General features: G+C 67.3%; 20 protein-coding genes. 14 read left to right on the top strand and 6 right to left on the bottom strand.

What is annotated here, in order from left to right:
* Window positions 1-100: 100 nt before the first annotated feature.
* Genes C8C96_RS21180 through C8C96_RS21195 form a run of 4 tightly spaced genes read left to right on the top strand, consistent with a single transcriptional unit; the run spans window position 101 to window position 4,269 of the window.
* Complete coding sequence (locus tag C8C96_RS21180; protein ID WP_121943540.1) at window positions 101-1,048, top strand: S1C family serine protease; 948 nt, start codon at window positions 101-103, stop codon at window positions 1,046-1,048.
* Between the two features lie 44 nt (window positions 1,049-1,092).
* Window positions 1,093-2,109: a MoxR family ATPase gene (locus C8C96_RS21185; RefSeq protein WP_121943541.1), complete on the top strand. Its 1,017-nt coding sequence runs from the start codon at window positions 1,093-1,095 to the stop codon at window positions 2,107-2,109.
* Window positions 2,110-2,120: 11 nt separating this feature from the next.
* Window positions 2,121-3,167, top strand: coding sequence for a DUF58 domain-containing protein (locus C8C96_RS21190; RefSeq protein ID WP_121943542.1), 1,047 nt, complete (start codon window positions 2,121-2,123; stop codon window positions 3,165-3,167).
* Between the two features lie 55 nt (window positions 3,168-3,222).
* On the top strand, window positions 3,223-4,269 hold the full coding sequence (locus C8C96_RS21195) for a VWA domain-containing protein (protein ID WP_056060921.1): 1,047 nt from the start codon (window positions 3,223-3,225) through the stop codon (window positions 4,267-4,269).
* A gap of 849 nt (window positions 4,270-5,118) precedes the next feature.
* On the opposite strand, the gene lolD is transcribed toward C8C96_RS21195, so the two are convergent.
* Window positions 5,119-5,820: a lipoprotein-releasing ABC transporter ATP-binding protein LolD gene (lolD, locus tag C8C96_RS21200; protein WP_121943543.1), complete on the bottom strand. Its 702-nt coding sequence runs from the start codon at window positions 5,818-5,820 to the stop codon at window positions 5,119-5,121.
* Window positions 5,813-7,066 (bottom strand): lipoprotein-releasing ABC transporter permease subunit, encoded by a 1,254-nt coding sequence (locus tag C8C96_RS21205; RefSeq protein ID WP_056646585.1) that lies wholly within the window; start codon window positions 7,064-7,066, stop codon window positions 5,813-5,815. Before C8C96_RS21205 ends, lolD begins: the two co-directional genes overlap by 8 nt.
* Window positions 7,067-7,412: 346 nt before the next feature.
* Between C8C96_RS21205 and C8C96_RS21210 the strand changes: the two genes are divergently transcribed.
* Together C8C96_RS21210 and recJ are read left to right on the top strand one after the other, a co-directional pair.
* Window positions 7,413-8,366, top strand: a complete 954-nt coding sequence (locus tag C8C96_RS21210; protein ID WP_121943544.1) for a phosphoglycerate mutase — start codon at window positions 7,413-7,415, stop codon at window positions 8,364-8,366.
* Window positions 8,363-10,087, top strand: coding sequence for a single-stranded-DNA-specific exonuclease RecJ (gene recJ / locus C8C96_RS21215; protein WP_121943545.1), 1,725 nt, complete (start codon window positions 8,363-8,365; stop codon window positions 10,085-10,087). The genes C8C96_RS21210 and recJ overlap by 4 nt, the downstream gene beginning before the upstream one ends.
* 11 nt (window positions 10,088-10,098) lie before the next feature.
* Here the strand turns inward: recJ and C8C96_RS21220 are convergent, their stop codons facing one another.
* The 3 genes from C8C96_RS21220 to C8C96_RS21230 all read right to left on the bottom strand — a co-directional run bounded on the left by C8C96_RS21220 (window position 10,099) and on the right by C8C96_RS21230 (window position 14,335).
* Complete coding sequence (locus C8C96_RS21220) at window positions 10,099-10,323, bottom strand: 4-oxalocrotonate tautomerase family protein (protein WP_121943546.1); 225 nt, start codon at window positions 10,321-10,323, stop codon at window positions 10,099-10,101.
* Window positions 10,324-10,451: 128 nt separating this feature from the next.
* Entirely contained in the window at window positions 10,452-12,224 is a 1,773-nt protein-coding gene (locus C8C96_RS21225) for a methyl-accepting chemotaxis protein (protein WP_121943547.1), read from the bottom strand.
* 323 nt (window positions 12,225-12,547) lie between these two features.
* Window positions 12,548-14,335: a methyl-accepting chemotaxis protein gene (locus tag C8C96_RS21230; RefSeq protein ID WP_121943548.1), complete on the bottom strand. Its 1,788-nt coding sequence runs from the start codon at window positions 14,333-14,335 to the stop codon at window positions 12,548-12,550.
* A gap of 182 nt (window positions 14,336-14,517) precedes the next feature.
* Here C8C96_RS21230 and C8C96_RS21235 point away from each other — a divergent pair, with 182 nt between their 5' ends.
* Both C8C96_RS21235 and C8C96_RS21240 read left to right on the top strand, forming a co-directional pair.
* Complete coding sequence (locus C8C96_RS21235) at window positions 14,518-15,375, top strand: 3',5'-nucleoside bisphosphate phosphatase (RefSeq protein WP_056060904.1); 858 nt, start codon at window positions 14,518-14,520, stop codon at window positions 15,373-15,375.
* Window positions 15,376-15,472: 97 nt separating this feature from the next.
* Window positions 15,473-16,108: an L-threonylcarbamoyladenylate synthase gene (locus C8C96_RS21240; RefSeq protein ID WP_056060901.1), complete on the top strand. Its 636-nt coding sequence runs from the start codon at window positions 15,473-15,475 to the stop codon at window positions 16,106-16,108.
* A gap of 112 nt (window positions 16,109-16,220) precedes the next feature.
* On the opposite strand, the gene C8C96_RS21245 is transcribed toward C8C96_RS21240, so the two are convergent.
* A complete protein-coding gene (locus C8C96_RS21245) occupies window positions 16,221-17,369 on the bottom strand; it encodes a methyl-accepting chemotaxis protein (RefSeq protein ID WP_099729567.1) in 1,149 nt (382 codons plus the stop codon).
* A 246-nt stretch (window positions 17,370-17,615) separates the two neighbouring features.
* Between C8C96_RS21245 and C8C96_RS21250 the strand changes: the two genes are divergently transcribed.
* The 6 genes from C8C96_RS21250 to C8C96_RS21275 all read left to right on the top strand — a co-directional run bounded on the left by C8C96_RS21250 (window position 17,616) and on the right by C8C96_RS21275 (window position 23,785).
* A complete protein-coding gene (locus C8C96_RS21250; RefSeq protein WP_056060897.1) occupies window positions 17,616-18,284 on the top strand; it encodes a site-2 protease family protein in 669 nt (222 codons plus the stop codon).
* Window positions 18,285-18,340: 56 nt separating this feature from the next.
* On the top strand, window positions 18,341-19,639 hold the full coding sequence (locus C8C96_RS21255) for a tryptophan--tRNA ligase (protein ID WP_121943549.1): 1,299 nt from the start codon (window positions 18,341-18,343) through the stop codon (window positions 19,637-19,639).
* 196 nt (window positions 19,640-19,835) lie between these two features.
* Entirely contained in the window at window positions 19,836-20,096 is a 261-nt protein-coding gene (locus tag C8C96_RS21260; RefSeq protein WP_121943550.1) for a hypothetical protein, read from the top strand.
* Between the two features lie 47 nt (window positions 20,097-20,143).
* Complete coding sequence (locus C8C96_RS21265) at window positions 20,144-21,151, top strand: formylglycine-generating enzyme family protein (protein ID WP_199737559.1); 1,008 nt, start codon at window positions 20,144-20,146, stop codon at window positions 21,149-21,151.
* Window positions 21,152-21,269: 118 nt separating this feature from the next.
* A complete protein-coding gene (locus C8C96_RS21270) occupies window positions 21,270-21,968 on the top strand; it encodes a response regulator transcription factor (protein ID WP_121943552.1) in 699 nt (232 codons plus the stop codon).
* Window positions 21,969-22,042: 74 nt separating this feature from the next.
* On the top strand, window positions 22,043-23,785 hold the full coding sequence (locus C8C96_RS21275) for a FecR domain-containing protein (protein ID WP_121943553.1): 1,743 nt from the start codon (window positions 22,043-22,045) through the stop codon (window positions 23,783-23,785).
* The last annotated feature ends 37 nt before the right edge of the window (window positions 23,786-23,822 follow it).

Here is a 23,822-nt window from a genome sequence, read left to right on the forward strand (position 1 = left end):
ACGGTGGGCCCGTGTAGCCCTGCATGTGCATTTGCCCGCAAACCGTGCTACTGTCATTTGCGTGCGCCAGGCCCTGGCGTGTACGAGCAAAGGTGACAGGATGCCCCGGCCCGCCCTCTACAGCAGCTCCCGCCCCGCCCGCAGCCGCACGCCTGCGGCGGTGGATGCCACCGAAGCCGTGGCCTCCACAGCGCCGCCCGCAGATGATTCGCCAGCGACGAACGCCGCCACCGCAGCCGCCACGCCCCCGAATTCCCGGGCATTCAAACGCCAGCTGGTTGCCCTGTGGACCATCGTGGTGCTGTTGGCCGCCTTGCTGGTAGCCAGCGCCTGGCACAACACCCGCAGCCCCGCCCGCAAGATCACCCAGGACGACATCGACGCCGCGGTGCTGCGCACGCTGGAGACCACCACCCCGCCCTCTGCCGCCGCGCGCGCCGTGGAGAGCATCGGCCCCTCGGTGGTGCGCGTGGTGGGCTACGGGCGCAGCAAGAACGGCAAGGAAGAGGTCGAGCGCGGCATCGGCACGGGCGTGGTCATCGTGGACAAAGGCGTCATCCTGACCAACCTGCATGTGGTGGCGGGCTCAGACCGCATCGGCATCACCTTCCACGACGGACTGGAAACCACGGCCAGCATCACCGGCGTGCAACCCGAAAACGACCTGGCCGTGCTGCAGGCCCACAAGGTGCCCGACGACCTGGAGGCCGCCACCCTGCGGTCCACCCAGAACCTGCGCCCGGGCGACCATGTGGTGGCCGTGGGCTTTCCTTTTGGCATCGGCCCGTCGGCCTCGGCGGGCGTGGTATCGGGCCTGCAGCGCGAGTTCACTTCGCCCGAGGGCAAGCGCCAGCTCAGCAATCTGATCCAGTTCGACGCAGCGGCCAACCCTGGCAACTCTGGCGGCCCGCTGGTGACGATGGACGGCGAGGTGGTGGGCATCGTCACCGCCATCCTCAACCCCACGCAGGCGCGCACCTTCATCGGCATCGGTTTTGCGGTGCCCATCGAAAACGCGGCGTCCGCCGTGGGCATGCCGCCGTTCTGACCGCACACCGCCCCACCATTCCACTCGTCATCGCAAGGAGCCCCATGTCATCCAGCACGTCGCCCAATGCATCGAACGCCGCCACCGCCACGCTGATGGAACAGGTGCTCTACGAGGTCAAACGCGTGGTGGTCGGGCAAGACCGCTTTCTGGAGCGCGTCATGGTCGCCATACTGGCCCAGGGCCACCTGCTGGTCGAGGGCGTGCCGGGCCTGGCCAAGACGCTGACGGTGAAAACACTCGCCAGCACCATCCAGGGCAGCTTCAAGCGCATCCAGTTCACGCCCGACCTGGTCCCCGCCGACCTGGTGGGCACGCGCATGTACAACCAGAAAACCGGCGAGTTCAGCACCACGCTGGGCCCCGTCTTTACCCACCTGCTGCTGGCCGACGAAATCAACCGCGCCCCGGCCAAGGTGCAAAGCGCGCTGCTGGAGGTGATGCAGGAGCGCCAGGTGACCATTGCGGGCGAAACGCACAAGGTGCCGGAGCCCTTCCTGGTGATGGCCACCCAGAACCCCATCGAGACCGAAGGCACCTACGCGCTGCCCGAGGCGCAAGTGGACCGCTTCATGATGAAGGTGCTGCTGGGCTACCCCACCGAGGAAGAAGAATTTGTGATCGCCCAGCGCGCGCTTGATGTACCCGTGCAGGTGCTACCTGTGGCCACCACGGCGCAGCTGGCGGCATTGCAGGCCGAATGCCGCACGGTGTATGTGGACCCCTCGATGCTGCAATACGCCGTGAAGCTGGTGGCGGCCACGCGCGAGCCTGCGCGCCATGGCCTGAAGGACCTGGCCGGCTACATCAGCTGCGGCGCCAGCCCGCGCGCCACCATTGCCCTGGCCGAGGGCGCGCAGGCCCTGGCCATGCTGCGCGGGCGCAACTATGTACTGCCCGAAGACATGGTGGACCTGGCCGCCGACGTGCTGCGCCACCGCGTGGCGCTGTCGTACGAGGCGCTGTCTGAAGGGCTGGATGCCGACGCGCTCATCCAGCGCATCATGGCCAAGATCCCGGCACCGGCGCGCCCCCTGCACCACGAACAAAAAGCCGCTTGAGTCCACCCGCCATGACCAGCAAGCCGCCCGCCACATCCGTCCCATCCGCCACGGTGCACACCCTGCCCACGCTGCCCGGGCAGGCCGACCGGCTGCTGCGCGAGCTGGAGTGGAAGGTGATCCGCCGCCTGGACGGCCTGCTGCAGGGCGACTACCGCACGCTGATGCGCGGCGCAGGTCTGGACCTGACCGACCTGCGCGAATACCAGCCGCATGACGACGTGCGCCACATCGACTGGAACGTGACCGCGCGGCTGAACACGCCCCATGTGCGCGTGTTCACCGAAGACCGCGAAATGTCGGCCTGGTTTCTGCTGGACCTGAGTCCGTCGATCAGCTTTGGCCCCACCGGCCATGCCAAGCGCGACATCCTGACCGGCTTTGTCGCCGTGCTTTCGCGCCTGCTCACCCGCCACGGCAACCGTGTGGGCGCCGTGCTCTACGGCGGTGCCAGTCCGCAGGCCGAACGCGCAGTGGACGCCGTGCTGCCCCCGCGCAGCAGCCGCGCCCATGTGCTGCACCTGGTGCACAAACTGCTGCCGTCCAAAACCCCGGTGCCACCGCACAAGACGGGTGGCGGCGCCACCGAACTGCACCGGCTGCTGCAGACCGGCCTGGCCACGCTCAAGCGCCGGTCCACCGTATTTGTGGTGTCCGACTTCATCAGCGCACCCGGCTGGGAAAAGCCCCTGGCCCAGCTGGCCCAGAGGCATGACGTGGTGGCCGTGCGCCTGCTCGACCCGCTGGAGCTGGAGCTGCCCGACGTGGGCCTGGTCACGCTGCGCGATGCCGAAAGCGGCGAGCAACTGCAGGTGGACACGCACGACGCGGGCTTTCGCCGCCGCTTTGCCCAGCTGGCCGCCGACCGCGAGGCCGCATTGCGTGAAGGCCTGACGCGGGCAGGTGCCGACACGCTGGAGCTGTGCACCGACGACGACCTGGTTGACGCCCTGTTGCGCTTCATGGACCTGCGCCAGCGCCGGGTGCGGGCGCACAGCCACCCCCTCGTCCCCGCATCGGCATCCGCAGGCCCTGCCGCAACGGCTGCCACCGCCTGACCGATCGATTGATCACCCGCCGCACACGCTGTACTCGCCACCAAGGACACACACCATGGTTTTTCTCTGGCCCACCCTGCTCTGGCTGCTGCTGGCTGTGCCCCTCTTGGTACTGCTGTACTGGTGGCTGCTGCACCGGCGCAAGAAGACAGCGCTGACCTACTCCAGCCTTTCCCTGGTGCGCGAGGCCATGGGCCCCGGCCAGCACCTGCGCCGCCACATCCCGCCCGCGCTGTTTCTGCTGGCCCTGGTGGCGCTGCTGCTGGCTGCTGCGCGCCCGCTGGCCGTCATCACCCTGCCCTCGCAGGACCAGACCATCATGCTGGCCATGGACGTGTCGGGCAGCATGCGCGCCGCCGACGTGGAGCCCGACCGCATCACCGCCGCCCAGAACGCCGCCAAGGCCTTCATTGCCGACCTGCCGCGCCATGTGCGCGTGGGCATCGTGGCCTTTGCGGGGAGCGCCCAGCTGGCCCAGCTGCCCACCCAGAGCCGTGAAGACCTGGTGAAAGCCATCGACAGCTTCCAGCTGCAGCGCGGCACGGCCACGGGCAACGGCATCATGCTGTCCCTGGCCACGATCTTTCCCGATGCGGGTATCGACATCGCCGCTCTGGGCGGCCGCCAGGCCATGCGCCCGAAGCCCATCGAAGAGCTGGGCAAGCAACAGGACCCCGCCAAGACCTTCACGCCCGTGGCCCCGGGCTCGTACAACTCGGCCGCCATCATCATGCTGACGGACGGCCAGCGCACGACGGGCGTGGACCCACTGGAAGCCGCCAAGTGGGCGGCCGACCGGGGGGTGCGGGTGTACACGGTGGGGGTGGGCACGGTGCAGGGCGAGACCATTGGCTTTGAGGGCTGGTCGATGCGGGTACGGCTGGACGAAGAAACCCTGAAGGCCGTGGCTGCGCGGACCAATGCCGAATACTTTCATGCGGCGACGGCGGCAGACTTGAAGAAGGTGTACGAGACGCTGAGCTCGCGGCTGACGGTGGAGAAGAAGGAGACGGAGATTTCTTCTTTGCTGGCGTTGCTGGGGGCGGTGCTGGCGTTGGTGGCGGCGGGGTTGTCAGTGTGGTGGTATGGGCGGGTGATGTGATTTTTTTGAGTGATTTTGGCTGGATGTGCTAGTGGGATATGGGCTGGTAGCTATTGATTTTGCAGTGCTTTCTTGTGGGCGCTGAGTTGGCCGCATGCCTGGGTTCAGGGCGGAGGCCGGGAGTCGCCCGGCATGCGAGTCCCTTTCTTTCGCGTCGCCGAAAGAAAGGAACCAAAGAAAGGGCGACCCCACTGTCTGCGTCCCCGCCGCTGCGCGCCGGGGCAACCTGCGGTGCTCGGGTTTGGCGGGGTCTCGCTCAACTCGCGCCGCTGCGCCTCGCTCAAACACACGCGAGCCCTGATCCGCCAAACCCTGCGCTCCTCGGCGCATCCAGAGGGGCAAGGGGAGCAGAACATCCACACGGGCCATTGCTGCGCTCGGCCCCACATCGCAGGCGCAAGCGCCTCGCGCTGCCCAAGCGCCGCCGAGCGCAGCGATGGCCCGAGTGGATGTCCGGCTGTTTGGATGTTCGGCTGTCCAACCCCCTGCTGGCTGCGCCTGCGGCGGGGCGGTTGCGGGGTGGCACGCGCGTCGCAGCGCGCGTGCTTCGTCAACTGACTCGCCGTGGCTGTCTGAGCGGCGCGCGGCAGCGCAAAGCGAGTTCCACGGCGCACCCCGCAACCGCCCCGCCACAGGTTTGCCCCGTAGCGAAGCGCAGGGGTCGCAGACTGGGGGTCGCCTTTCTTTTGGGTACTTTTCTTTGGCGAAGCAAAGAAAAGTACCTCGCCCGCCGGGGCGACTCCCGGCCTCCGCCCTCAACAAAGGCACGCCACCCAATCAACGCACAAGAACCAACACTTCAAAATCAATAGCTACCAGCCCAGATTCCACTGACGCATCCAGCCAAAATCACCCCAAAACCCCAGACACCAGCCTCACCACCCGGTCACACCGGGCCGCCAGCGACTCATCGTGCGTCACCATGACAAACGCCGTGCCCTGGTCCCGCGCCAATTGCAGCATCAAGTCAAACACCCCATCAGCCGTACTCCGGTCCAGATTACCCGTAGGCTCGTCCGCCAGCACGCAAGCAGGCCGCGTCACCAACGCCCGCGCAATCGCCACCCGCTGACGCTCACCGCCCGACAGCTCGGCCGGCCGGTGCATCAGCCGCTCCTTCAAACCGACTGACGCCAGCACCCGCTCCGCCTCCGCATGGCACTGGGCCAACGGCAGGCGGCGGATGCGCAGCGGCATGGCCACGTTGTCCAGCGCACTGAACTCCGGCAGCAGGTGGTGGAACTGGTAGATAAACCCCAGGTGCTGGTTGCGCAGCTGCCCCTGGCGCTCCGCCGACAGCGACGACATCTCCTCGCCCTTCAGGCGCACCGTGCCCGCCGTGGGTGCATCCAGCCCGCCCAGCAGGTGCAGCAAGGTGCTCTTGCCAGAGCCCGAGGCGCCCACGATCGCCAGCGTTTCGCCCGCATGGATCTGCAGGTCCACGCCCTTGAGCACGGTCACATCCAGGCGGCCTTCGGTAAAGCGTTTGGTCAGGCCCTTGGCTTCCAGCACCACCGGGTGGCTGTTATTACGGGGAGTGGGGTTACTCATAACGCAGCGCCTCGGCAGGGTTCACACGGCTGGCGCGCCAGCTGGGATACAGGGTGGCCACAAAGGCCAGCACCAGCGAGATGACCGCAATGGGCACGATGTCGCTGCTCTGCGGCTCGCTGGGCATCTTGCTGATGAGGTAGATGTCCTTGGGCAAAAAGCTCGCGTTCAGCGCGCGCTCGATGGCCGGCACGATCACGTCGATGTTGAACGCGATGCCAAGGCCCAGCAGCAGGCCAACCAGCGTGCCGATCACGCCCACCATCGCGCCCTGCACCACAAAGATGCCCATGATGCTTTTGGGGCTGGCACCCAGCGTGCGCAGGATGGCGATGTCGGCGCGCTTGTCGGTCACCGTCATCACCAGCGTGGAGACCAGGTTGAACGCGGCCACCGCCACGATGAGCGTGAGGATGATGAACATCATGCGTTTTTCGAGCTGCACCGCGGCGAACCAGGTGCGGTTTTGCTGCGTCCAGTCGCGGATCAGCAGCTGGCCGCTCAGGGACTGCGCCAGCTGCTGCGCCACCTCGCGGGCCTGGTGCAGGTCCTTGAGCTTCAGGCGCACGCCCGTGGGGCCTTCCAGGCGGAAGATGCGCTGCGCGTCCTCATGGTGCAGCAACACCAGGGCCGAGTCGTATTCGTAGTGGCCGGAGTCAAACGTGCCGGCCACCGTCATCTGCTTGAGGCGTGGCACCACGCCAGCCGGCGTCACCTGGCCGGCGGGCGCAATCAGCGTCACCGGGTCGCCCACCCGCACGCCCAGGGCACGGGCCAGCTCGCCCCCCAGCACCACGCGGAACTCGCCGGGCACCAGCAGGTTCAGCGTTTTCTCATTGGTGGCAGCCAGGTCGGTCACCGCGCCCTCCAGGGCCGGGTCAATGCCGCGCACCAGCGCACCCTTCATGTCTTCGCCACGCGCCAGCAGGGCCTGGGCCGCTACAAAAGGTGCAGCCCCGATCACATTCGGGTTTTTCTTGGCCTCGGCCAGGGTGAGCGCCGGGTCCGGCAGTGCGGCCCCCAGGGGCGCAAAGATCTCGATGTGCGAGACCACGCTGAGCATGCGGTCGCGCACGTCCTTCTGAAAGCCGTTCATCACCGACAGCACGATGATCAGCGCCGCCACCCCCAGCGCAATGCCCAGCATGGACACGCCCGAGATGAACGAGATGAAGCCATTGCGCCGCGTGGCGCGGCCCGCGCGCGTGTAGCGCCAGCCCAGGGCCAGTTCGTAGGGAATTTGCATGGATTAGGAAAGAAGGACCTGTACGGTGCGGAATGCACGCTACGGGCCGGGCCGATTGTGGCATCCCGGACAATAGAGCGAGTGAAACACTTTTACATACCCACGTTGGGCCTCCAGGCCAGTGATCGCAAGGCGCGGGCCGCCGCCAAGGCTGGACGCCTTGGCAAGGTCCACAACGCCGCGAGCGCTGGCCTGGAGGCCCAACCCTTCGGGAAAGCCGGGGAAAGGCCCGGCCACTGCGTTGCAGCCCGCTTGCGGTATCCCAACCGCTGCGCGTCCTGCGCCTTGTTGCCGGGCCTTTCCCCGGTTTTCGTGGGCACGTAAAAGTGTTTCACTCGCTCTAGCCATGTCGGACACCACCCATTTGCTCATTCCCTACGCCGCCAGCGCCTCGCCGGGATGCCAGCAAGCCCAACAGGGCCTGGCCCTGCCCCACCTGGACCGGCTGCTGGCCCGGCTCAGCCCCCATCCCGCCCAGAGCGACAGTGGCGAAGAAACCAGCTTCTCTGCCCCCCATGAACGCGCCCTGGCCCGCGCCCTGGGCCTGCCCGCGCAGGACGGCCGCATCCCTTGGGCCGCCTGGCACCGCCAACAGCAAGGCCTGACGACCCACGGCGAGGCCTGGGCCTTCGTCACCCCCTGCCAGTGGCAGGTCAGCACCGACCACGTCACCCTGCGCGACCCTGAACAGCTGGGTCTGGACGAAGCCGCGTCCCGCGCGCTGCTGGCCATCGTGGCGCCCTGGTTTGCCGAGGACGGCATCACCCTGCACTACGACCAGCCCACGCGCTGGCTGGCCAGCGGGCCGCTGTTTGCCGACCTGGCCACCGCGTCGCTGGAGCGTGTGCTGCTGCGCGATGTGCGCGCCTGGATGCCCGATGCGAAACAAGCCCGCACGCTGCACCGCCTGCACAGCGAGATGCAGATGCTGCTGTACACCCATGCCTTCAACGACGAGCGCTCAGCGCGCGGGCTGCCCATCGTCAACTCGTTCTGGGTGCATGGCACGGGCACACTGGCTGGCCCACCGCGTGCCACTGTGCCACCCCACATGCCCACCCCCCTGCGGGACGCCGCCTTGCACGACGACTGGCGCACCTGGGCCAGCGCCTGGGCCGCGCTGGACGCAGGCCCCGTGGCCGACCTGCTGCGCCGGGCCGAAAGCGGCACACCCGTGCAACTGACCCTGTGCGGCGAACGCAATGCGCTGGGCTTCCACACCGCTCCACGCAGCCTTGCACAGCGGTTTCAAGGTCTTTTTCGCCCCATGCGCTGGTCGAATATGCTGGTGCAGCTATGAAAATAATAGCAAGAGACATTCCGCCCCGCGCCGCCTGGGCGCTGGAGCAGGCCGGCGTGCACCCGCTGCTGGCACGCCTGTACGCCGCGCGTGGCGTGCGGGCCAAGGACGAGCTGGACGATGGCCTGGGCCGCCTGCTTCCGCCCAGTGGCGACCAGGGCTTGAAGGGCATTGACGCCGCAGCCCGCCTGCTGGCCGATGCCATGGCGCACCACAAACGGCTCATCATCGTGGCCGACTACGACTGCGACGGCGCCACCGCCTGCGCCGTGGGTGTGCGCGGCCTGCGGCTGCTGGGCGCCCAGAACGTGGACTACCTGGTGCCCGACCGCGTGACCGACGGCTACGGCCTCACCGCCTCGATCGCCCGCCGCGTGGCCGAGCGGGGTGCCGACATGCTCATCACCGTGGACAACGGCATCGCCAGCGTGGACGGCGTGGCCGAGGCCAAGGCGCTGGGCCTGCAGGTGCTGGTGACCGACCACCACCTGCCCGGCACCGAGCTGCCTGCGGCGGACGCCATCGTCAACCCCAACCAGCCCGGCTGCCCGTTCGAGAGCAAGTCCATGGCCGGTGTGGGTGTGATGTTTTATGTGCTGCTGGCCCTGCGCGCCGAACTGCGTGCGCGTGGCGTGTTTGACGCCGCCAGCCAACCCAAGCTCGACCCGCTGCTCACGCTGGTGGCGCTGGGCACCGTGGCCGACGTGGTCAAGCTCGACGCCAACAACCGCCGCCTGGTCGCCCAGGGCCTCAAGCGCATCCGCGCGGGGCAGATGCCCGCGGGCATCGCCGCCCTGTTCCACGCCGCCGGCCGCAAGGCGCCGGTGGCCACTACCTTCGACTTTGGCTTTGCCCTAGGCCCACGCATCAACGCCGCAGGCCGTCTGGCGGACATGACGCTGGGCATCGAATGCCTGCTGACCGACGACACCGCCCGCGCTGCCGAGCTGGCCGCCACGCTGGACGGTATCAACCGCGAGCGCCGCGACATTGAAAGCGGCATGCGCGAACAGGCCATGCTGATGGCCGAGAGCCTGTTTGACGAGAGCGAGGAGCCCCCGCCCGCGATCAGCGTGTTCGACCCCGACTTTCACGAAGGCGTGGTCGGCATCGTGGCCAGCCGCATCAAGGACAAGCTGCACCGCCCCACGTTCGTGTTTGCAGCCAGCAGCGCGCCGGGCAAGGAGCATGAGCTCAAAGGCTCGGGCCGCTCCATCCCCGGCTTTCACCTGCGCGACGCACTCGACCTGGTGTCCAAGCGCCACCCGGGCGTGATCCTGAAGTTTGGCGGCCACGCCATGGCGGCGGGTTGCACCGTGGCCGAGGAGTCGTTCGACGTGTTCGAGCAGGCGTTTGCACAGGTCGCGCAGGAATGGCTGGACGCCGCCACCCTCACCCGCCGCATCGAAACCGACGGCCCGCTGGCCCCTGAATACTGCCGCGCAGACATCGTGGACACCCTGCACCGCGAGGTCTGGGGCCAGGGCTTTGCGCCCCCGACCTTCAGCGAAGAGGTGCAGATCGTGAGCCAGCGCCTGGTGGGCGAGGCCAAGAACCACCTGTCGCTCAAGCTCATCCACCAGGGCAACCCAGTGGATGCCATCTGGTTCGGCCACACCGAGCAGTTGCCTGCCCGGGTGCTGCTGGCCTTCCGCCTGGATGTGAACGAGTGGAAGGGCGAGCGCAAGGTGCAGTTTCTGGTCGAAGGCGCGCAGGTCTAACGCACCACAACTCAAGCCTGCGTCGGCCCCCTGCTTCGCCGCCTGATCTCCGTTACTGGCTCGCCGCCTTGACCCCAGTTCTCGGGATCCACCTCGTCGATGATGACGGTGACACTTTCCGGCCGCTTGTCCAGCACCTGCTGCATGAGCTGGGTCACGCCCGCAATCAGGGCGGCTTTCTGGGCTGCGGTAGTCGGCAGGTCGCGGCGCGCAAGGCGGATGTTGACCAGGGGCATCGGAGAATCCTTTCAAGGTGCACCAAAACAAAAGGCAGCTCACGCTGCCTTGCTGTCAAATCGGCCGGAATACCGACCACAAAAAATAGCCGCCAGCGCTTGATGGTCATGCGCTGGCCGCTATCGATTTAGAAGCTCTCCCAATCGTCATCGCCACCCTGCGCCGCTGCCTTGGCAGCAGGTGCGGGGGCGGGTGCCTTGGCCGCAGGCAGGCGCGCCGGGGCGGGCGCAGGTGCCTTCGGGGTGGCGGACGACGCCACGCGGGGCGCGCTGGCCGCTGCCTTGGCCACGGCGGGCCGTGGCGCAGGCGCCGGTGCTGCAGCGCGGGGTGCCGCTGTCGGCGCCCGGGTGGCCACCGCGCCCACGTTGAACACCGACACCACCTGCGCCAGGTGCTGTGCCTGGTCACGCATCGAGGCGGCTGCCGCCGTGGACTCCTCCACCAGCGCCGCGTTCTGTTGCGTCATCTGATCGAGGTGTGTGACGGCCTGGTTGACCTGTGCGATGCCGTCGCGCTGTTCTGTCGAGGAGGCCGTGATCTCGCCGATGAGGTCGCTCACGCGCTGTACGCTGGCAACGATCTCTTGCATGCTTTGCCCTGCCTGCGCCACCTGGGCCGAGCCCGACTCCACGTTCTCCACGCTGGCGCTGATCAGGGTCTTGATCTCTTTGGCCGCCTCGGCGCTGCGCTGCGCCAGGCTGCGCACTTCGCTGGCTACCACCGCAAACCCACGGCCTTGCTCGCCGGCCCGGGCGGCTTCCACCGCTGCGTTCAGCGCCAGGATGTTGGTCTGGAAGGCGATGCCGTCGATGGTGCCGATGATGTCGCTGATCTTGCGGCTGCTGTCGGTGATCTGCTGCATGCTGGTGACCACCTGGCCCACTACTTCGCCGCCCCGCGCTGCCGCCTGGGCTGCCGTGCCGGCGAGCTGGTTGGCCTGCCGGGCCGTGTCGGCCGACTGGCTCACGGTGGCCGTGAGCTGTTCCATGCTGGCTGCCGTCTCTTCCAGGTTGGAGGCCGTCTGCTCGGTGCGCGCCGACAGGTCGTGGTTGCCGTTGGCAATCTCCACCGAGGCCGACGAGACCGAGTCCACCCCCTGGCGTACTTCGCTCACCACACCGCGCAGCCGTGCCGACATGGCCGACAGCGAACGCAGCATGTGGCCAAACTCATCCTTGCGGGTGGATTGCAGCTCGCGCGTCAGATCGCCTGCTGCAATGGCATCGATGGTCTCGACGGCCTCGTTCAGCGGCAGGGTGATGGAGCGCACCAGCTTCCAGGCCAGGAACAGGCCCGCCGCCATCAGCACCATGGAGCTGATGATGCCGGTGATGGCGTATTCGATGCGGCGCTGGGTGGCTTCGGCACGGATCACGTCGCGGCGCTTTTCGAGCGTGGCCACAAACTCATCCTGCGCCTTGAGGTACTTGGTGACCAGGGGGGCAAACTCGTCGTCCGCATAGCGTTGGGTGGCGACGGCATCGCCTGCGCCCTTGAGCTCCCAGGTCTTGGCGGTGGCCGCCAGCACGGCCTTGCGCGCCTCCAGCACCTTGTCGAGCGAGGCTTTCTCCTCGGGCGCGGTGGCTGAGGCCACGATGCCTTCCTGCACCTTGTTGATGTTGCCAATGATCTCCTTGACCTTGGCGCCGTATTGCTCGGCCAGCACCGAGTCGGTGGTCACCGCGCCGCCCATGACCATGGTGACAGCCGTTTCGGTGGCGCCCCGCCAGCGCACAGCAGCCGAGATGCGGGCCTCGATCTCGACCACGGCGTCCATGGCCGCTGACATCGAAGAGTTGCCCCGGTTCTGCGCAAACGCAGACAGCAGCAACATGGCAATCATGAGCCCCAGAAAGGCGCCCCACAGCTTGCGGGAGACGCGGATATTGTCAAATTGCATGGTTGGTTTTTCCTCGTGGATCGGTGATGTCTCCATGGTCTGCGCATGGCGTGCAAGACGCATTCGATTACATCAACAACAGGCCATAGCCTACGCCAGCCCAAGGCACCAGCGGACTCATGCCCCACCGGGAAAAACCCGCATCCAAAACCCGCCAGGAATGCGCGAACGAAGACAGATCGAACAGGCGCTAGAACCCACGGCCTGACGGGGCCAGACCGGTACACAAGTCCCAGCCCGCCACCCCCACGCCATTTATCCCACTATTGCTGGCCCTGACAGGCCTTCGCCCCTGAGCCTTCAGGGCACGCAAGGGCCAGGAATCAGAAGCTTTCCCAGTCGTCGTCCCCGCCCTTGGCCGCAGCCTTGGGTGCAGGGGCTGCCGACTGTGTGACTGCGGGTGCAACTGGCGGCGCCAGCCGTGACGGGGCCTTGGGCGCGCTGGCGGCCGCCTTACTGGCGGTGGCAGGCTTGTTGCCCAGTGGGGCCTTGGCGGCCGGCGCGGGCCGTGGCGCAGGCGCCGGTGCTGCAGCACGGGGTGCCGCTGCCGGCGCCCGGGTGGCCACCGCTCCCACGTTGAATACCGACACCACCTGCGCCAGGTGCTGTGCCTGGTCACGCATCGAGGCGGCTGCCGCCGTGGACTCCTCCACCAGCGCCGCGTTCTGTTGCGTCATCTGATCGAGGTGTGTGACGGCCTGGTTGACCTGCGCGATGCCGTCGCGCTGTTCTGTCGAGGAGGCCGTGATCTCGCCGATGAGGTCGCTCACGCGCTGTACGCTGGCAACGATCTCTTGCATGCTTTGCCCTGCCTGCGCCACCTGGGCCGAGCCCGATTCCACGTTCTCCACGCTGGCGCTGATCAGGGTCTTGATCTCTTTGGCCGCCTCGGCGCTGCGCTGCGCCAGGCTGCGCACTTCGCTGGCTACCACCGCAAACCCACGGCCTTGCTCGCCGGCCCGGGCGGCTTCCACCGCTGCGTTCAGCGCCAGGATGTTGGTCTGGAAGGCGATGCCGTCGATGGTGCCGATGATGTCGCTGATCTTGCGGCTGCTGTCGGTGATCTGCTGCATGCTGGTGACCACCTGGCCCACTACTTCGCCGCCCCGCGCTGCCGCCTGGGCTGCCGTGCCGGCGAGCTGGTTGGCCTGCCGGGCCGTGTCGGCCGACTGGCTCACGGTGGCCGTGAGCTGTTCCATGCTGGCTGCCGTCTCTTCCAGGTTGGAGGCCGTCTGCTCGGTGCGCGCCGACAGGTCGTGGTTGCCGTTGGCAATCTCCACCGAGGCCGACGAGACCGAGTCCACCCCCTGGCGTACTTCGCTCACCACACCGCGCAGCCGTGCCGACATGGCCGACAGCGCCCGGGTGAGCACGCCCAGTTCATCCTTGCGGTCATCGTGGATGTCTTGGGTGAGGTCCCCGGCCGAAATGGCTTCGGCCAGCACCACGGCCCGATCCAGCGGCCGCGTGATGGAGCGCACCAGCAGGGCCGCCAGCAGCATGCCCAGGGCCACCACCGCGATGGCTGCGGCAGCCCCGATCAGCACCAGGTTGCCGCGCGTGGCACGTGCGGCCTGCACCGCATCGTCACGCTGGCGCTCCTGCACGGCCACGAACTTGTCGATCGACTCCAGATAAGCCAACACCTTGGGCCGGTAAACCTTGTCCACATAGGCCTGCTTGGCGGCGGCATCGCCCGCATCGGTCAGCTCCTTGAGCTTGTCGGTCTGGCCCCGGACATCGGCACGCGCAGCGGCCACCGCGGCCAATGCCGCCTTGTCCTCGGGGGACACCGCCGCCTTGTTGATCTTTTCCTGCACCGGGGTGATGCGTGCGGTGAGCGCAGCCACCCGGGTATCGAAATCTGCCTTGAGCGCCTGGTCGGTGGTCACAAACCCGGCCATCGACATGGTGACCGCCACTTCCGCCAGGCCACGCCAGCTGACCGCCGTGGTGATGGCGGACTCGTATTTGTTGACGGACTCTTCGGTCGCAGCAGTGACCTGCCGCCCATACCACTGGGTCCAGACGGCGGCCACCAGCATCAGCGCCAGCAGACCCAGAATCACGCTCCACATCTTGTGGGCGACGCGCAGGTCATTGAATTTCATGGTTGCTCCTGATGCTCTGCAAAAACCCCGAGGTTCCGCGTTGTTGTATCTTGCCCAAGGAAAACCACCCCACCGCCAGCACTCAGCCCGGCAGAACAGCCGTCGACAAGCGCAGTGTCGATGTAACAAGTGTTAATGGATTCTACGGCGCGCTTGATCAGTACAAGCCCTAAAATGAATCGGTGACCTCCATACTCAACGCCGACCTGCACTGCCATTCCGTCGTTTCCGACGGAACCCTCACGCCCGAAGACCTGGCCGCGCGGGCCAAGGCCAACGGGGTGGAGCTGTGGGCGTTGACGGACCATGACGAGATCGGCGGCCAGCACCGTGCGGCCGCTGCCGCCCGCGCCCAAGGCATGGCCTACCTCACCGGCACTGAGATTTCGGTCACCTTTGCCGACACCACCGTCCATATCGTGGGTCTGGGCTTTGACCCTGACGATACCCAGCTGGCCCAGGGCCTGGCCGCCACACGCGGCGGGCGCGGCGAGCGGGCGCAGGAGATGGCGGCCCAGCTGGCCCAGGTCGGCATCAAGGGCGCCTACGAAGGGGCGCTGCAGTTTGTGGGCAACCCGGCACTCATCTCGCGCACCCATTTCGCGCGTTTTCTGGTGGAAACCGGCGTGTGCAAGGACACCTCCGAGGTGTTTCGCAAATTCCTGACCGAAGGCAAACCGGGCTATGTGCCCCACCGGTGGGCCAGCCTTGGGGATGCCGTGCGCTGGATCACACAGGCCGGGGGCATGGCGGTGATCGCCCACCCGGCGCGCTACAAGTTCAGCGCCAATGAAGAATTCGCGCTGTTCTCCGAATTCAAGCAACATGGTGGCCGGGCGGTCGAGGTCGTCACGGGCAGCCACAGCGCCGCCGAGTACGTGACCTACGCCGACATGGCGCAGGAGTTTGGCCTGGCCGCATCGCGTGGCAGCGACTTCCACAGCCCCGACGAGTCGCACACCGACCTGGGCACGCTGCCGCTGCTGCCCGGCGCATTGACCCCCGTGTGGGAACTGCTGTCCGACCGAATTTTGCGATGACCCCGCGCTGCCGCAGCCGCGCCAGCCGCCCTCTGGACGACCTGCCACCAGGCAAGGCACCCAAGCGCAGCGCCACGCATCACTGAGAACCTGCCCCATGGCCCAGTATTTCGAAGCCCATCCCGACAACCCGCAGCCCCGGCTGCTCAAGCAAGCCGCACTGCTGCTGCAAAAGGGCGGCATCGTGGCCGTGCCCACGGATTCGAGCTACGCGCTGGTCTGCCACCTTGACGACAAGGACGCGGTGGACCGCCTGCGCCGCATCCGCCAGGTGGACGAAAAGCACCACCTCACGCTGCTGTGCCGCGACCTGTCGGAGCTGGCCAACTACGCACGGGTGGACAACCGGCAGTACCGCCTGCTCAAGCTGGGCACGCCAGGCCCGTACACCTTCATCCTCGAAGCCACCAAGGAAGTGCCCCGCCGCGTGAGCCACCCCTCGCGCAAGACCATTGGGCTGCGGGTGCCCGACCGCAAAGGCCTGCAGCTGCTGCTGGAGCTGCACGGCGCCCCGCTGCTGGCCACCACGTTGATCCCTGCGGGTGAGACCGAGCCCCTGAACGACCCGCAGGAAATCCGCGAGCGCTACGAAAAGCTGGTGGATGCCATCGTCGATGCCGGGGCCTGCCCCCTGGAGCCCACCACGGTGGTGGACCTGACCCCCATGGGCACCGGCGGCGACCCGGTGGTGGTGCGCGAAGGCCGGGGCAGCCTGCAGGCGCTGGGGCTGTAAGAGCCCGCCGAAGCGGCGCCACCCCCAATACATTCGCTGCGGTGCAGCGGGCTTCGCTCAGCCGCCAGTAGCGAGCCTTGGAGGGAGAGCCGCGCAGCGGCTCAGGGATTCGTCAGAGCTTGAACGCCCCCACCGCCTGCTCCAGGTCGCGGGCTTGTGCCGACAATGCCGACGCCGTGCTCACCGCGTGCTGCACCAGCGAGGCCGTCTCCTGCGTGCTGCCGTCCATGTGCGACACCGCCACGTTGACATGGCTGATGGCTTCGCTCTGCTCGCGCAGGGCGGTGGAGATTTCGCCCAGCAGCGCGCTCACCTGTCCCACGGCGCCGACGATCTCTTCCATGGTTTTGCCCGCCTTGCCCACCTGACCGGCGCCGCTTTCCACCTGTTCGACCGACGCGCTGATCAGTGCCTTGATCTCGCGCGCCGCCACCGCGCTGCGCTGGGCCAGGTTGCGAACCTCGCTGGCCACCACGGCAAAACCCCGGCCCTGTTCGCCGGCACGCGCGGCCTCCACGGCAGCATTGAGTGCCAGGATATTGGTCTGGAAGGCGATGCCCTCGATCACCTGGATGATGTCCACGATCTTGCGCGAGCTGCCACTGATGGCCTGCATGGTCTGCACCACCTCGCCCACCACCGACCCGCCCTGCTCGGCAATCGCCGACGCCTGCACGGCCAGGCCGCTGGCCGAATGGGCGCGCTCGGCGTTCTGGCGCACGGTCGCTGTCAGTTGCTCCATGCTGGCTGCCGTCTCGGTCAGGGACGACACCTGGTCTTCCGCCCTGCGCGACAGGTCGGTGTTGCCATGGTCAATGTCTGCCGCAGAGGCCGTGATCGAATCGGTGCTTTGCTTGATGCGGGACACCAGGTCGGTCAGCGTGTCCTCCATGGTGCCCAGCGCGCCCAGCAGGCGGCCAAAGTCGCCCTCCAGGTCGGAGTTGAACTCCTGGCTCAGGTCGCCGGACGCCACGGTTTCGGCAATCAGGATGGCCTGGTTGAGCGGCGCCACGATGCTGGCGCGCAGGCTGAGCGTGGCCACCAAAGCCAGCACAAACACCACCACACTGCAACCGATCACCCAGGTGCGCGCACTTTGCAACTGCGCCAGCGCCGCCTGGGCCGGGGGTGTGGCGCCCTGCAGCGCCTGCTCGGCACCGCCGATGCCGGACAGTGCCATCACCATCAGCAGCAGCACGACGAGTGCGAGGCCGCCAAACGCCAGCAACAGGCGCGTTCCGATCTTCAAGTTGTTCCACATGGCTTCAATGTCTCCAGGCCTGTTGTATGTCGTTGTGGGAGGGGCCGCCGCGCAGCACTGCATGCCAAAGGGCATGAACTGGCACGGGCTGCAGGCAATAGGCTGATGCTAGCAACGAACACCCCCGCATGGAGGCCCATCGGCATACGTACAACCCACAACACCCGCCAACCCCTGGGCGCATGAACACCCGCCGGGTCACCCTGGCAACGCCGGGGACAGCGGAGCGTCTGAGACAATCCCTACGTGGACACCTCCAATCTCATCCAAACCGTTCTGATCTACGCCCTGCCGGTGCTGTTTGCCATCACCGTGCACGAGGCGGCCCATGGCTACGCGGCGCGCCACTTTGGCGACAACACCGCGTACATGATGGGGCGCATCACGCTCAACCCTTTCAAGCACATTGACCCGGTCGGCACCATCCTGATGCCGCTGCTGCTGTACTTTGCGACCTCGGGCGCCTTCCTGTTTGGCTACGCCAAGCCGGTGCCGGTCAACTTCGGCAATCTGCGCAACCCCAAGAAGCACATGGTGTGGGTGGCCCTGGCGGGGCCCGCGTCGAACTTCATCCAGGCCATCGCCTGGGCCGTGCTGCTGGTAGTGCTTGTGGGCACGGGGATTGAGGAGCGCTTCTTCCTGGAAATGGCACGCGCCGGGGTCATGGTCAACCTGGTGATGTGGGCCTTCAACCTGTTTCCGCTGCCGCCGCTCGATGGCGGGCGCATTCTGGTGGGCCTGCTGCCCTGGAAACAGGCCCATATGGTGTCGCGCATCGAGCCCTGGGGCTTTTTCATCGTGATGGGCCTGGTGATCGCCGGGGTGGTGGGCACGCTGTGGCTGCGCCCCCTGATGGCCGTGGGTTACACCGCCATCAACCTGTTGCTCACCCCGCTGACGGCCTTGCTGCGCTGAGCGCAGCAGAAGCCCGCCACTTCCTGTTCATTTGATCTGCTGAGTTTTTGTTTCCCATGAGCACCACCCGTTTTCTCACCGGCATCACCACCACCGGCACCCCCCACCTGGGCAACTTCGTCGGCTCCATCCGCCCGTCGGTGGCGGCCAGCCTCACGCCCGGCGTGCAGAGCTTTTACTTTCTGGCCGACTACCACGCGCTCATCAAGTGCGAAGACCCGGTGCGCATCCAGCGCTCCACGCTGGAGATCGCGGCCAGCTGGCTGGCCGCAGGGCTCAACCCTGAAAAGGTCACCTTCTACCGCCAGTCCGACATCCCCGAGATTCCCGAGCTGACCTGGCTGCTGACCTGCGTGACCGGCAAGGGCGTGCTGAACCGTGCCCACGCCTACAAGGCCAGCGTGGACAAGAACACCGCCGCCGGGCGCGAGCATGACGACGGTGTCACCGCAGGCCTGTTCATGTACCCGGTACTGATGGGCGCGGACATTCTGATGTTTAAGGCCCACAAGGTGCCGGTGGGCCGCGACCAGATCCAGCATATCGAGATGGCCCGCGACATGGCGGCCAGCTTCAACCACCTGTACGGCGAGCACTTTGTGCTGCCCGAGGCGGCCATCGACGACCACGTGGCCACACTGCCCGGGCTGGACGGCCGCAAGATGAGCAAGAGCTACGACAACACCATCCCGCTGTTCAGCTCGCGCGCGCAGCTGCAAAAGCTCATCGGTGGCATCCTGACCGACTCGCGCGCGCCCGGCGAGGCCAAAGAGGTCGAAGGCTCGGCCCTGTTCCAGATCTACCAGGCCTTTGCCACGCCCGAAGAGACCGAGGCCCTGCGCAGGGCCTATGCCGACGGCATTGCCTGGGGCGACGCCAAGCACCTGCTGCTGGAGCGCGTGGACCAGGTGATCGCCCCCATGCGCGCGCAGTACGAAGAACTCATCCACAACCCCGCCCGCATCGAACAGACCCTGCTGGCTGGAGCCGAGCGCGCCCGCGCTCTGGCCACGCCGTTCATCCGCGAACTGCGCAGCGCCGTGGGCCTGCGCAGCCTGGTGCAGGCCAGCACAGCCGCCAAACCGGCCAAGGCCGCCAAGGCCGCACTGCCCGCTTTCAAGCAGTACCGCGAGGCCGACGGCAAGTTCTACTTCAAGCTCGTGGCCGCCGACGGCCGCCTGCTGCTGCAGAGCACGGGCTTTGACGCCCCCAAGGAGGCCGGCCAGGCGATTGCCCAGTTGCAGAAGGACAGCGCAGCCCTCCAGACCCTGGCCCCGCGTTTGGCGCCAGTGGAAGGCGTGGAAGCTGCCGAAGTGACGGCCGCCCTGCAGGCGCTGGCCGAGGCAGCGGCATAAACCAGGCACGTGGCCCGCGCCAGCGCCCTGCACGCACACGCTCATTTTTCGATAGCAAAGAAGACATATACTGATTGCGCCTCTGGCCTGAAATGGCAAAAATCGCGTCGTACATCGACTCTGAAGGGCGCGCAGCATGCCCGGCGTGCAGGGCATGTGCGTAAACTGGGTTCCCTGATCTGCTCGGGAGACTCCCATGAAACTGCTGTGTGCCTCGATGTCAGTGCTGGCCCTGCTGGCCGGCTGCAATGCCACCAACCCCTACGGCCCGTCAGGCCCCATGGCCTCGGGCCGCGACCGCACCTTCAGCGTGCCGGTCTACGGGCCCGACACTTCCCAGGCGTATGCGGCGGCCAGCCGCGAATGCCAGCGCATGGCCTTGCACGCCAAACTGTTGCGCAACGATGGCTCGCGTCTGGTGTTTGAATGCGTGAGCGAGTTGCAGGACAAGCCTTGAGGCCAGCCGCCCCACCAGCGTGCCGCCGCTGGGCGAGCGGTGCGGCCTTGCTGGCGCTGTCCGCGCTGCTGGCAGGCTGCCAGCACACACCGTCCACCCAGGCGGGCACGGCCACATCGCCCTGGGTCAACAGCCTGGGCATGGCCTTTGTCCGTGTGCCTGCGGGCACCTTCTGGATGGGGGGCGTGCCTCCCGTCGAAACGCTGGAAAAGAACTTCCCGCTGCTGGAGCGCAAGCGCCTGACCGACCTGGCAGATGAATCGCCAGCGCACGAGGTGCAGATCACCCGTGATTTCTACCTCGGCCAGCACGAGGTCACGGTGGGGCAGTTCCAGCGCTTCCTGGAGGCGTCCGGCTACCGGCCGGAGTCTGAGGCCGACGGCACCGGGGGTTATGGCTACAACCCCGCCTACGACCCGGCCACCACGCGGCGCGGCGATGCATTCGAGGGGCGCGACCCGCGCTACTCGTGGCGCAACCCCGGCTTTGCGCAAGGGCCGGATCATCCGGTGGTGAACGTGACCTGGAACGACGCGCAGGCCATGGCCCAGTGGCTCAGCCGCACCGAGGGCCACCGCTACCGGCTGCCCACTGAGGCGGAGTGGGAATACGCCTGCCGTGCGGGCAGCCGCAGCCTGTACCCGCATGGGGACAACCCGCAAGAGCTGGTCTCCGCAGGCAACACCTTCGACCAGGCCGCAGCCCCTCAGTGGTCACGCTGGCGCCAGCATGCGCTGGCGGGCAACGACGGATACGCGTTTACCGCACCGGTAGGCCGCTTTGCCCCCAATGCCTTCGGGCTGTACGACATGCTGGGCAACGCCTGGGAGTGGACGGGCGATTGGCATGGCGACACCTACTACGCAGAGTCTCCACGCAATGACCCCACCGGTCCGGCCGAGGGCAGTGTGCGTGTGCGCCGGGGCGGCTCGTGGCACACCTGGGCGCTCTATGCACGCTGCGGCTACCGCAACTGGAACAGCCCGGAGACCCGCTACACGCTGGTCGGCATGCGACTGGTGCGTGAGATTGCGGCAGAGCCCCCCGCGCGGTGACCACCAGGGGCCGAGAGGGTTAACAAATGTCAAATCCCCTCTCGCTCCGCTCGGCGCGAGCCCGCGCCGTGGTAGTTATGGCCAATAATCCGCAGTTCGATTTTGGATGGGGAGAACCATGCGCATAGCCGCTTTGGACGACGATGCGCTTCAGCTGGATCTGATCAAGCAGGCCACGGAGGCGATGGGCCATGTGTGCCATACCCACCTGACCGGTGCGGAGCTGATGCGTACGCTGCGCCGCGAAACCTTTGATCTGCTGATCGTGGACTGGCACCTGCCCGACACCACCGGGCCCGAGGTGGTGCGCTGGGTGCGCCAGAACGTTGCGGCCCGCGTGCCCATCCTGTTCGTCACGCACCGCCAGGAGGAGCGCGATATTGTGGAAGGCCTGGGCAGTGGGGCGGATGACTTCATGGTCAAGCCCGTGCGCATCGGCGAACTCAATGCCCGCGTGGCCGCCCTGCTGCGCCGCGCCTACCCCGACAACACCGGCGGCGTTATGGAGTTTGGCCGCTACCGCTTCCTGCCCGACACCCGGTCCATCGAAATGGACGGAGTGGCGGTGGAGCTGAAGAACCGCGAATACGACCTCGCCCTGTTCCTGTTCCAGAACATGGGGCGACTGCTGTCGCGCGACCACCTCAAGGAAGTCGTCTGGGGCCAGGTGGCCGATGTGATGTCGCGCTCGCTGGACACCCACATCTCGCGCCTGCGCACCCTGCTCGACCTGCGCCCCGCCAACGGTTTCATCGTGACAGCGGTGTATGGCGTGGGCTACCGTTTTGAAGCCGTCGAAGCCCAGCACAAAGGCTGAAGGCCGCGATAGAGTCCGGCGGGCTCTGCCACCAGCAAGCCTGCCCGTACCGTGCCCCATGAAGGAGACATGACTTGATCACCCCCCTGCCATTTCGCATGCACTCAAGTGCTGCAGCCCTGTTGTGTCTGGCAGCAACCACCGCCTTCTCGGCCCAGCCGGTCGCTGCCCCGGCAGCCCCCCAACAAGGCGATGAAATTGCCCACGCCGTGAAAGAGGGTGACACCCTGGAAGGACTGGCCCGCAGCTACCTCGCCAACCCGCGCCAGTGGCCGTTGCTGCAAGCTCGCAACAAGGTGGCCGACCCCAAGCGTCTGCAGCCAGGCTCGTTGATCTTCATCCCCGTGCGGCTGCAGCCCAACGAATCGGCCACCGTACAGTTTGTGCAGGGTGAGGTCACGGCGCAGGCGCGGGGCAGCGGCACGCCCGCCCCCATTGCGACCGGCAGCAAGCTGGAAGAAGGCACCGAGCTGAAGGTGGGCCCCGAGTCGTTCGTGGCAGTGCAGCTGGCCGATGGCACGGTGGTGCGGGTACAAGCGCAGTCCGAGCTGCAGCTGCGCCAGCTGCGTCGGCGGGGGCGCGCAGGCAGCGTGCAGTCAGTGCTGGAGATGCACAAGGGCGGCGTGGAATCGACCGTGCCCCCCAGCGCCGAGCCCCTGCGGCGCATGGAGATCCGCACACCGCTGGCAGTGACCAGCGTGCGGGGCACGCAGTTCAGCGTGGCACTGGCCGATTCGGGCCAGACCACGGCGTCGGTAGAGCATGGCTCGGTCGCGGTGCAATCGCGGCGCGACACTGACAGCGAGCCCGGCGCTGCACTCAAGGCGCCGACCGCGCTGCTGGCTCCGGGCCAGGGTCTGGCAGTGGCCACGGATGGCACGGTGGGCGCCCCCCGTCCTTTGCTGCCCGCCCCCGATACCTCCGGCATGCCCACCACACTGGGCGATGCGGGACTGCTGGCCATCGACCTGCCCATGGCCTCCGGGGCCACCCGGTATGTGGCGCAGGTGGCACAGGACCCGGCGTTCACCCAGGTGCTGCGCCATGGCAGCTTCCCCGACGGCCGTCTGCGCTGGAAGGCGCTGGACGATGGGCGCTACTACCTGGCCGTTCGGGCACTGGACGATGCAGGCATCGCGGGCCTGCCCGCCGTGCAGCCGTTCACCGTCAAGACACGCCCGGTCGCACCGCTGTACCAGCACCCTGCACCCGGCGCGGTGGTCCCCAGCGGCGCGGCCGAGCTGCGCTGCACGGAAGTCCCCGGCGTGCGCTGGTACCGCGTGCAGGTGGCCGCCGACGCCCAGTTCACCCAGCCCCTGCGCGACGAGCAGCGCCTGACCGAATGCCGCCTGCCCCTGGGGGCGCTGCCCGCAGGCAGCTACTTCTGGCGCATCGCCAGCCTGCTGGCGCTGCCCGACGGGCAAGCAGACCAGGGACCGTTTGCACCGCCACAGCCTTTCACGGTGGCCGACCGGCCGACCGCCTTGTCCCTGCAAGCTCTGCAGGCGGAGGACGGAGACCCGACCGTGCGCCTGCACTGGCCTGCCCAGGCGGGCCAGCGCTTCCGGCTGCAGCGCACTGTGGCTACCGATCTGGACTTTGCCAAGGTCGCAGAGGACACCGTGCTCGACGCTCCGACCTGGACGGCCAGCAACCTCGCTGCCGGCGAGTACCTGGTGCGCATCCAGGTGCTGGACGCCAGTGGGCTGGAGAGCGATTTCTCCCCCCCGCGCAAGATCCGCGTGGGCACTGGCATCCGCACCGGTGCGGGTTTGCCGGTATCCACCAGCAGCGGCACGCCCGTGGGGCGCCCTTGAGCGGGGCATGGAGCCCGTCCAGCCCAGCCCTGCGGGT

This window comes from Acidovorax sp. 100 (assembly GCF_003688355.1).
Classification (GTDB): Bacteria; Pseudomonadota; Gammaproteobacteria; order Burkholderiales; family Burkholderiaceae_C; genus Acidovorax; species Acidovorax delafieldii.

Bases quoted from the DNA above. Each gene is read 5' to 3' on its own strand.
- C8C96_RS21180 (WP_121943540.1), top strand. From the start codon at position 101: ATGCCCCGGCCCGCCCTCTACAGCAGCTCCCGCCCCGCCCGCAGCCGC.
- C8C96_RS21220 (WP_121943546.1), bottom strand. From the start codon at position 10,323: ATGCCCCTGGTCAACATCCGCCTTGCGCGCCGCGACCTGCCGACTACC.
- C8C96_RS21260 (WP_121943550.1), top strand. From the start codon at position 19,836: ATGAAACTGCTGTGTGCCTCGATGTCAGTGCTGGCCCTGCTGGCCGGC.
- C8C96_RS21270 (WP_121943552.1), top strand. From the start codon at position 21,270: ATGCGCATAGCCGCTTTGGACGACGATGCGCTTCAGCTGGATCTGATC.
- C8C96_RS21225 (WP_121943547.1), bottom strand. From the start codon at position 12,224: ATGCAATTTGACAATATCCGCGTCTCCCGCAAGCTGTGGGGCGCCTTT.
- C8C96_RS21195 (WP_056060921.1), top strand. From the start codon at position 3,223: ATGGTTTTTCTCTGGCCCACCCTGCTCTGGCTGCTGCTGGCTGTGCCC.
- recJ (WP_121943545.1), top strand. From the start codon at position 8,363: ATGAAAATAATAGCAAGAGACATTCCGCCCCGCGCCGCCTGGGCGCTG.
- C8C96_RS21185 (WP_121943541.1), top strand. From the start codon at position 1,093: ATGTCATCCAGCACGTCGCCCAATGCATCGAACGCCGCCACCGCCACG.
- C8C96_RS21230 (WP_121943548.1), bottom strand. From the start codon at position 14,335: ATGAAATTCAATGACCTGCGCGTCGCCCACAAGATGTGGAGCGTGATT.
- C8C96_RS21240 (WP_056060901.1), top strand. From the start codon at position 15,473: ATGGCCCAGTATTTCGAAGCCCATCCCGACAACCCGCAGCCCCGGCTG.
- lolD (WP_121943543.1), bottom strand. From the start codon at position 5,820: ATGAGTAACCCCACTCCCCGTAATAACAGCCACCCGGTGGTGCTGGAA.
- C8C96_RS21210 (WP_121943544.1), top strand. From the start codon at position 7,413: ATGTCGGACACCACCCATTTGCTCATTCCCTACGCCGCCAGCGCCTCG.
- C8C96_RS21255 (WP_121943549.1), top strand. From the start codon at position 18,341: ATGAGCACCACCCGTTTTCTCACCGGCATCACCACCACCGGCACCCCC.
- C8C96_RS21190 (WP_121943542.1), top strand. From the start codon at position 2,121: ATGACCAGCAAGCCGCCCGCCACATCCGTCCCATCCGCCACGGTGCAC.
- C8C96_RS21205 (WP_056646585.1), bottom strand. From the start codon at position 7,066: ATGCAAATTCCCTACGAACTGGCCCTGGGCTGGCGCTACACGCGCGCG.
- C8C96_RS21245 (WP_099729567.1), bottom strand. From the start codon at position 17,369: ATGTGGAACAACTTGAAGATCGGAACGCGCCTGTTGCTGGCGTTTGGC.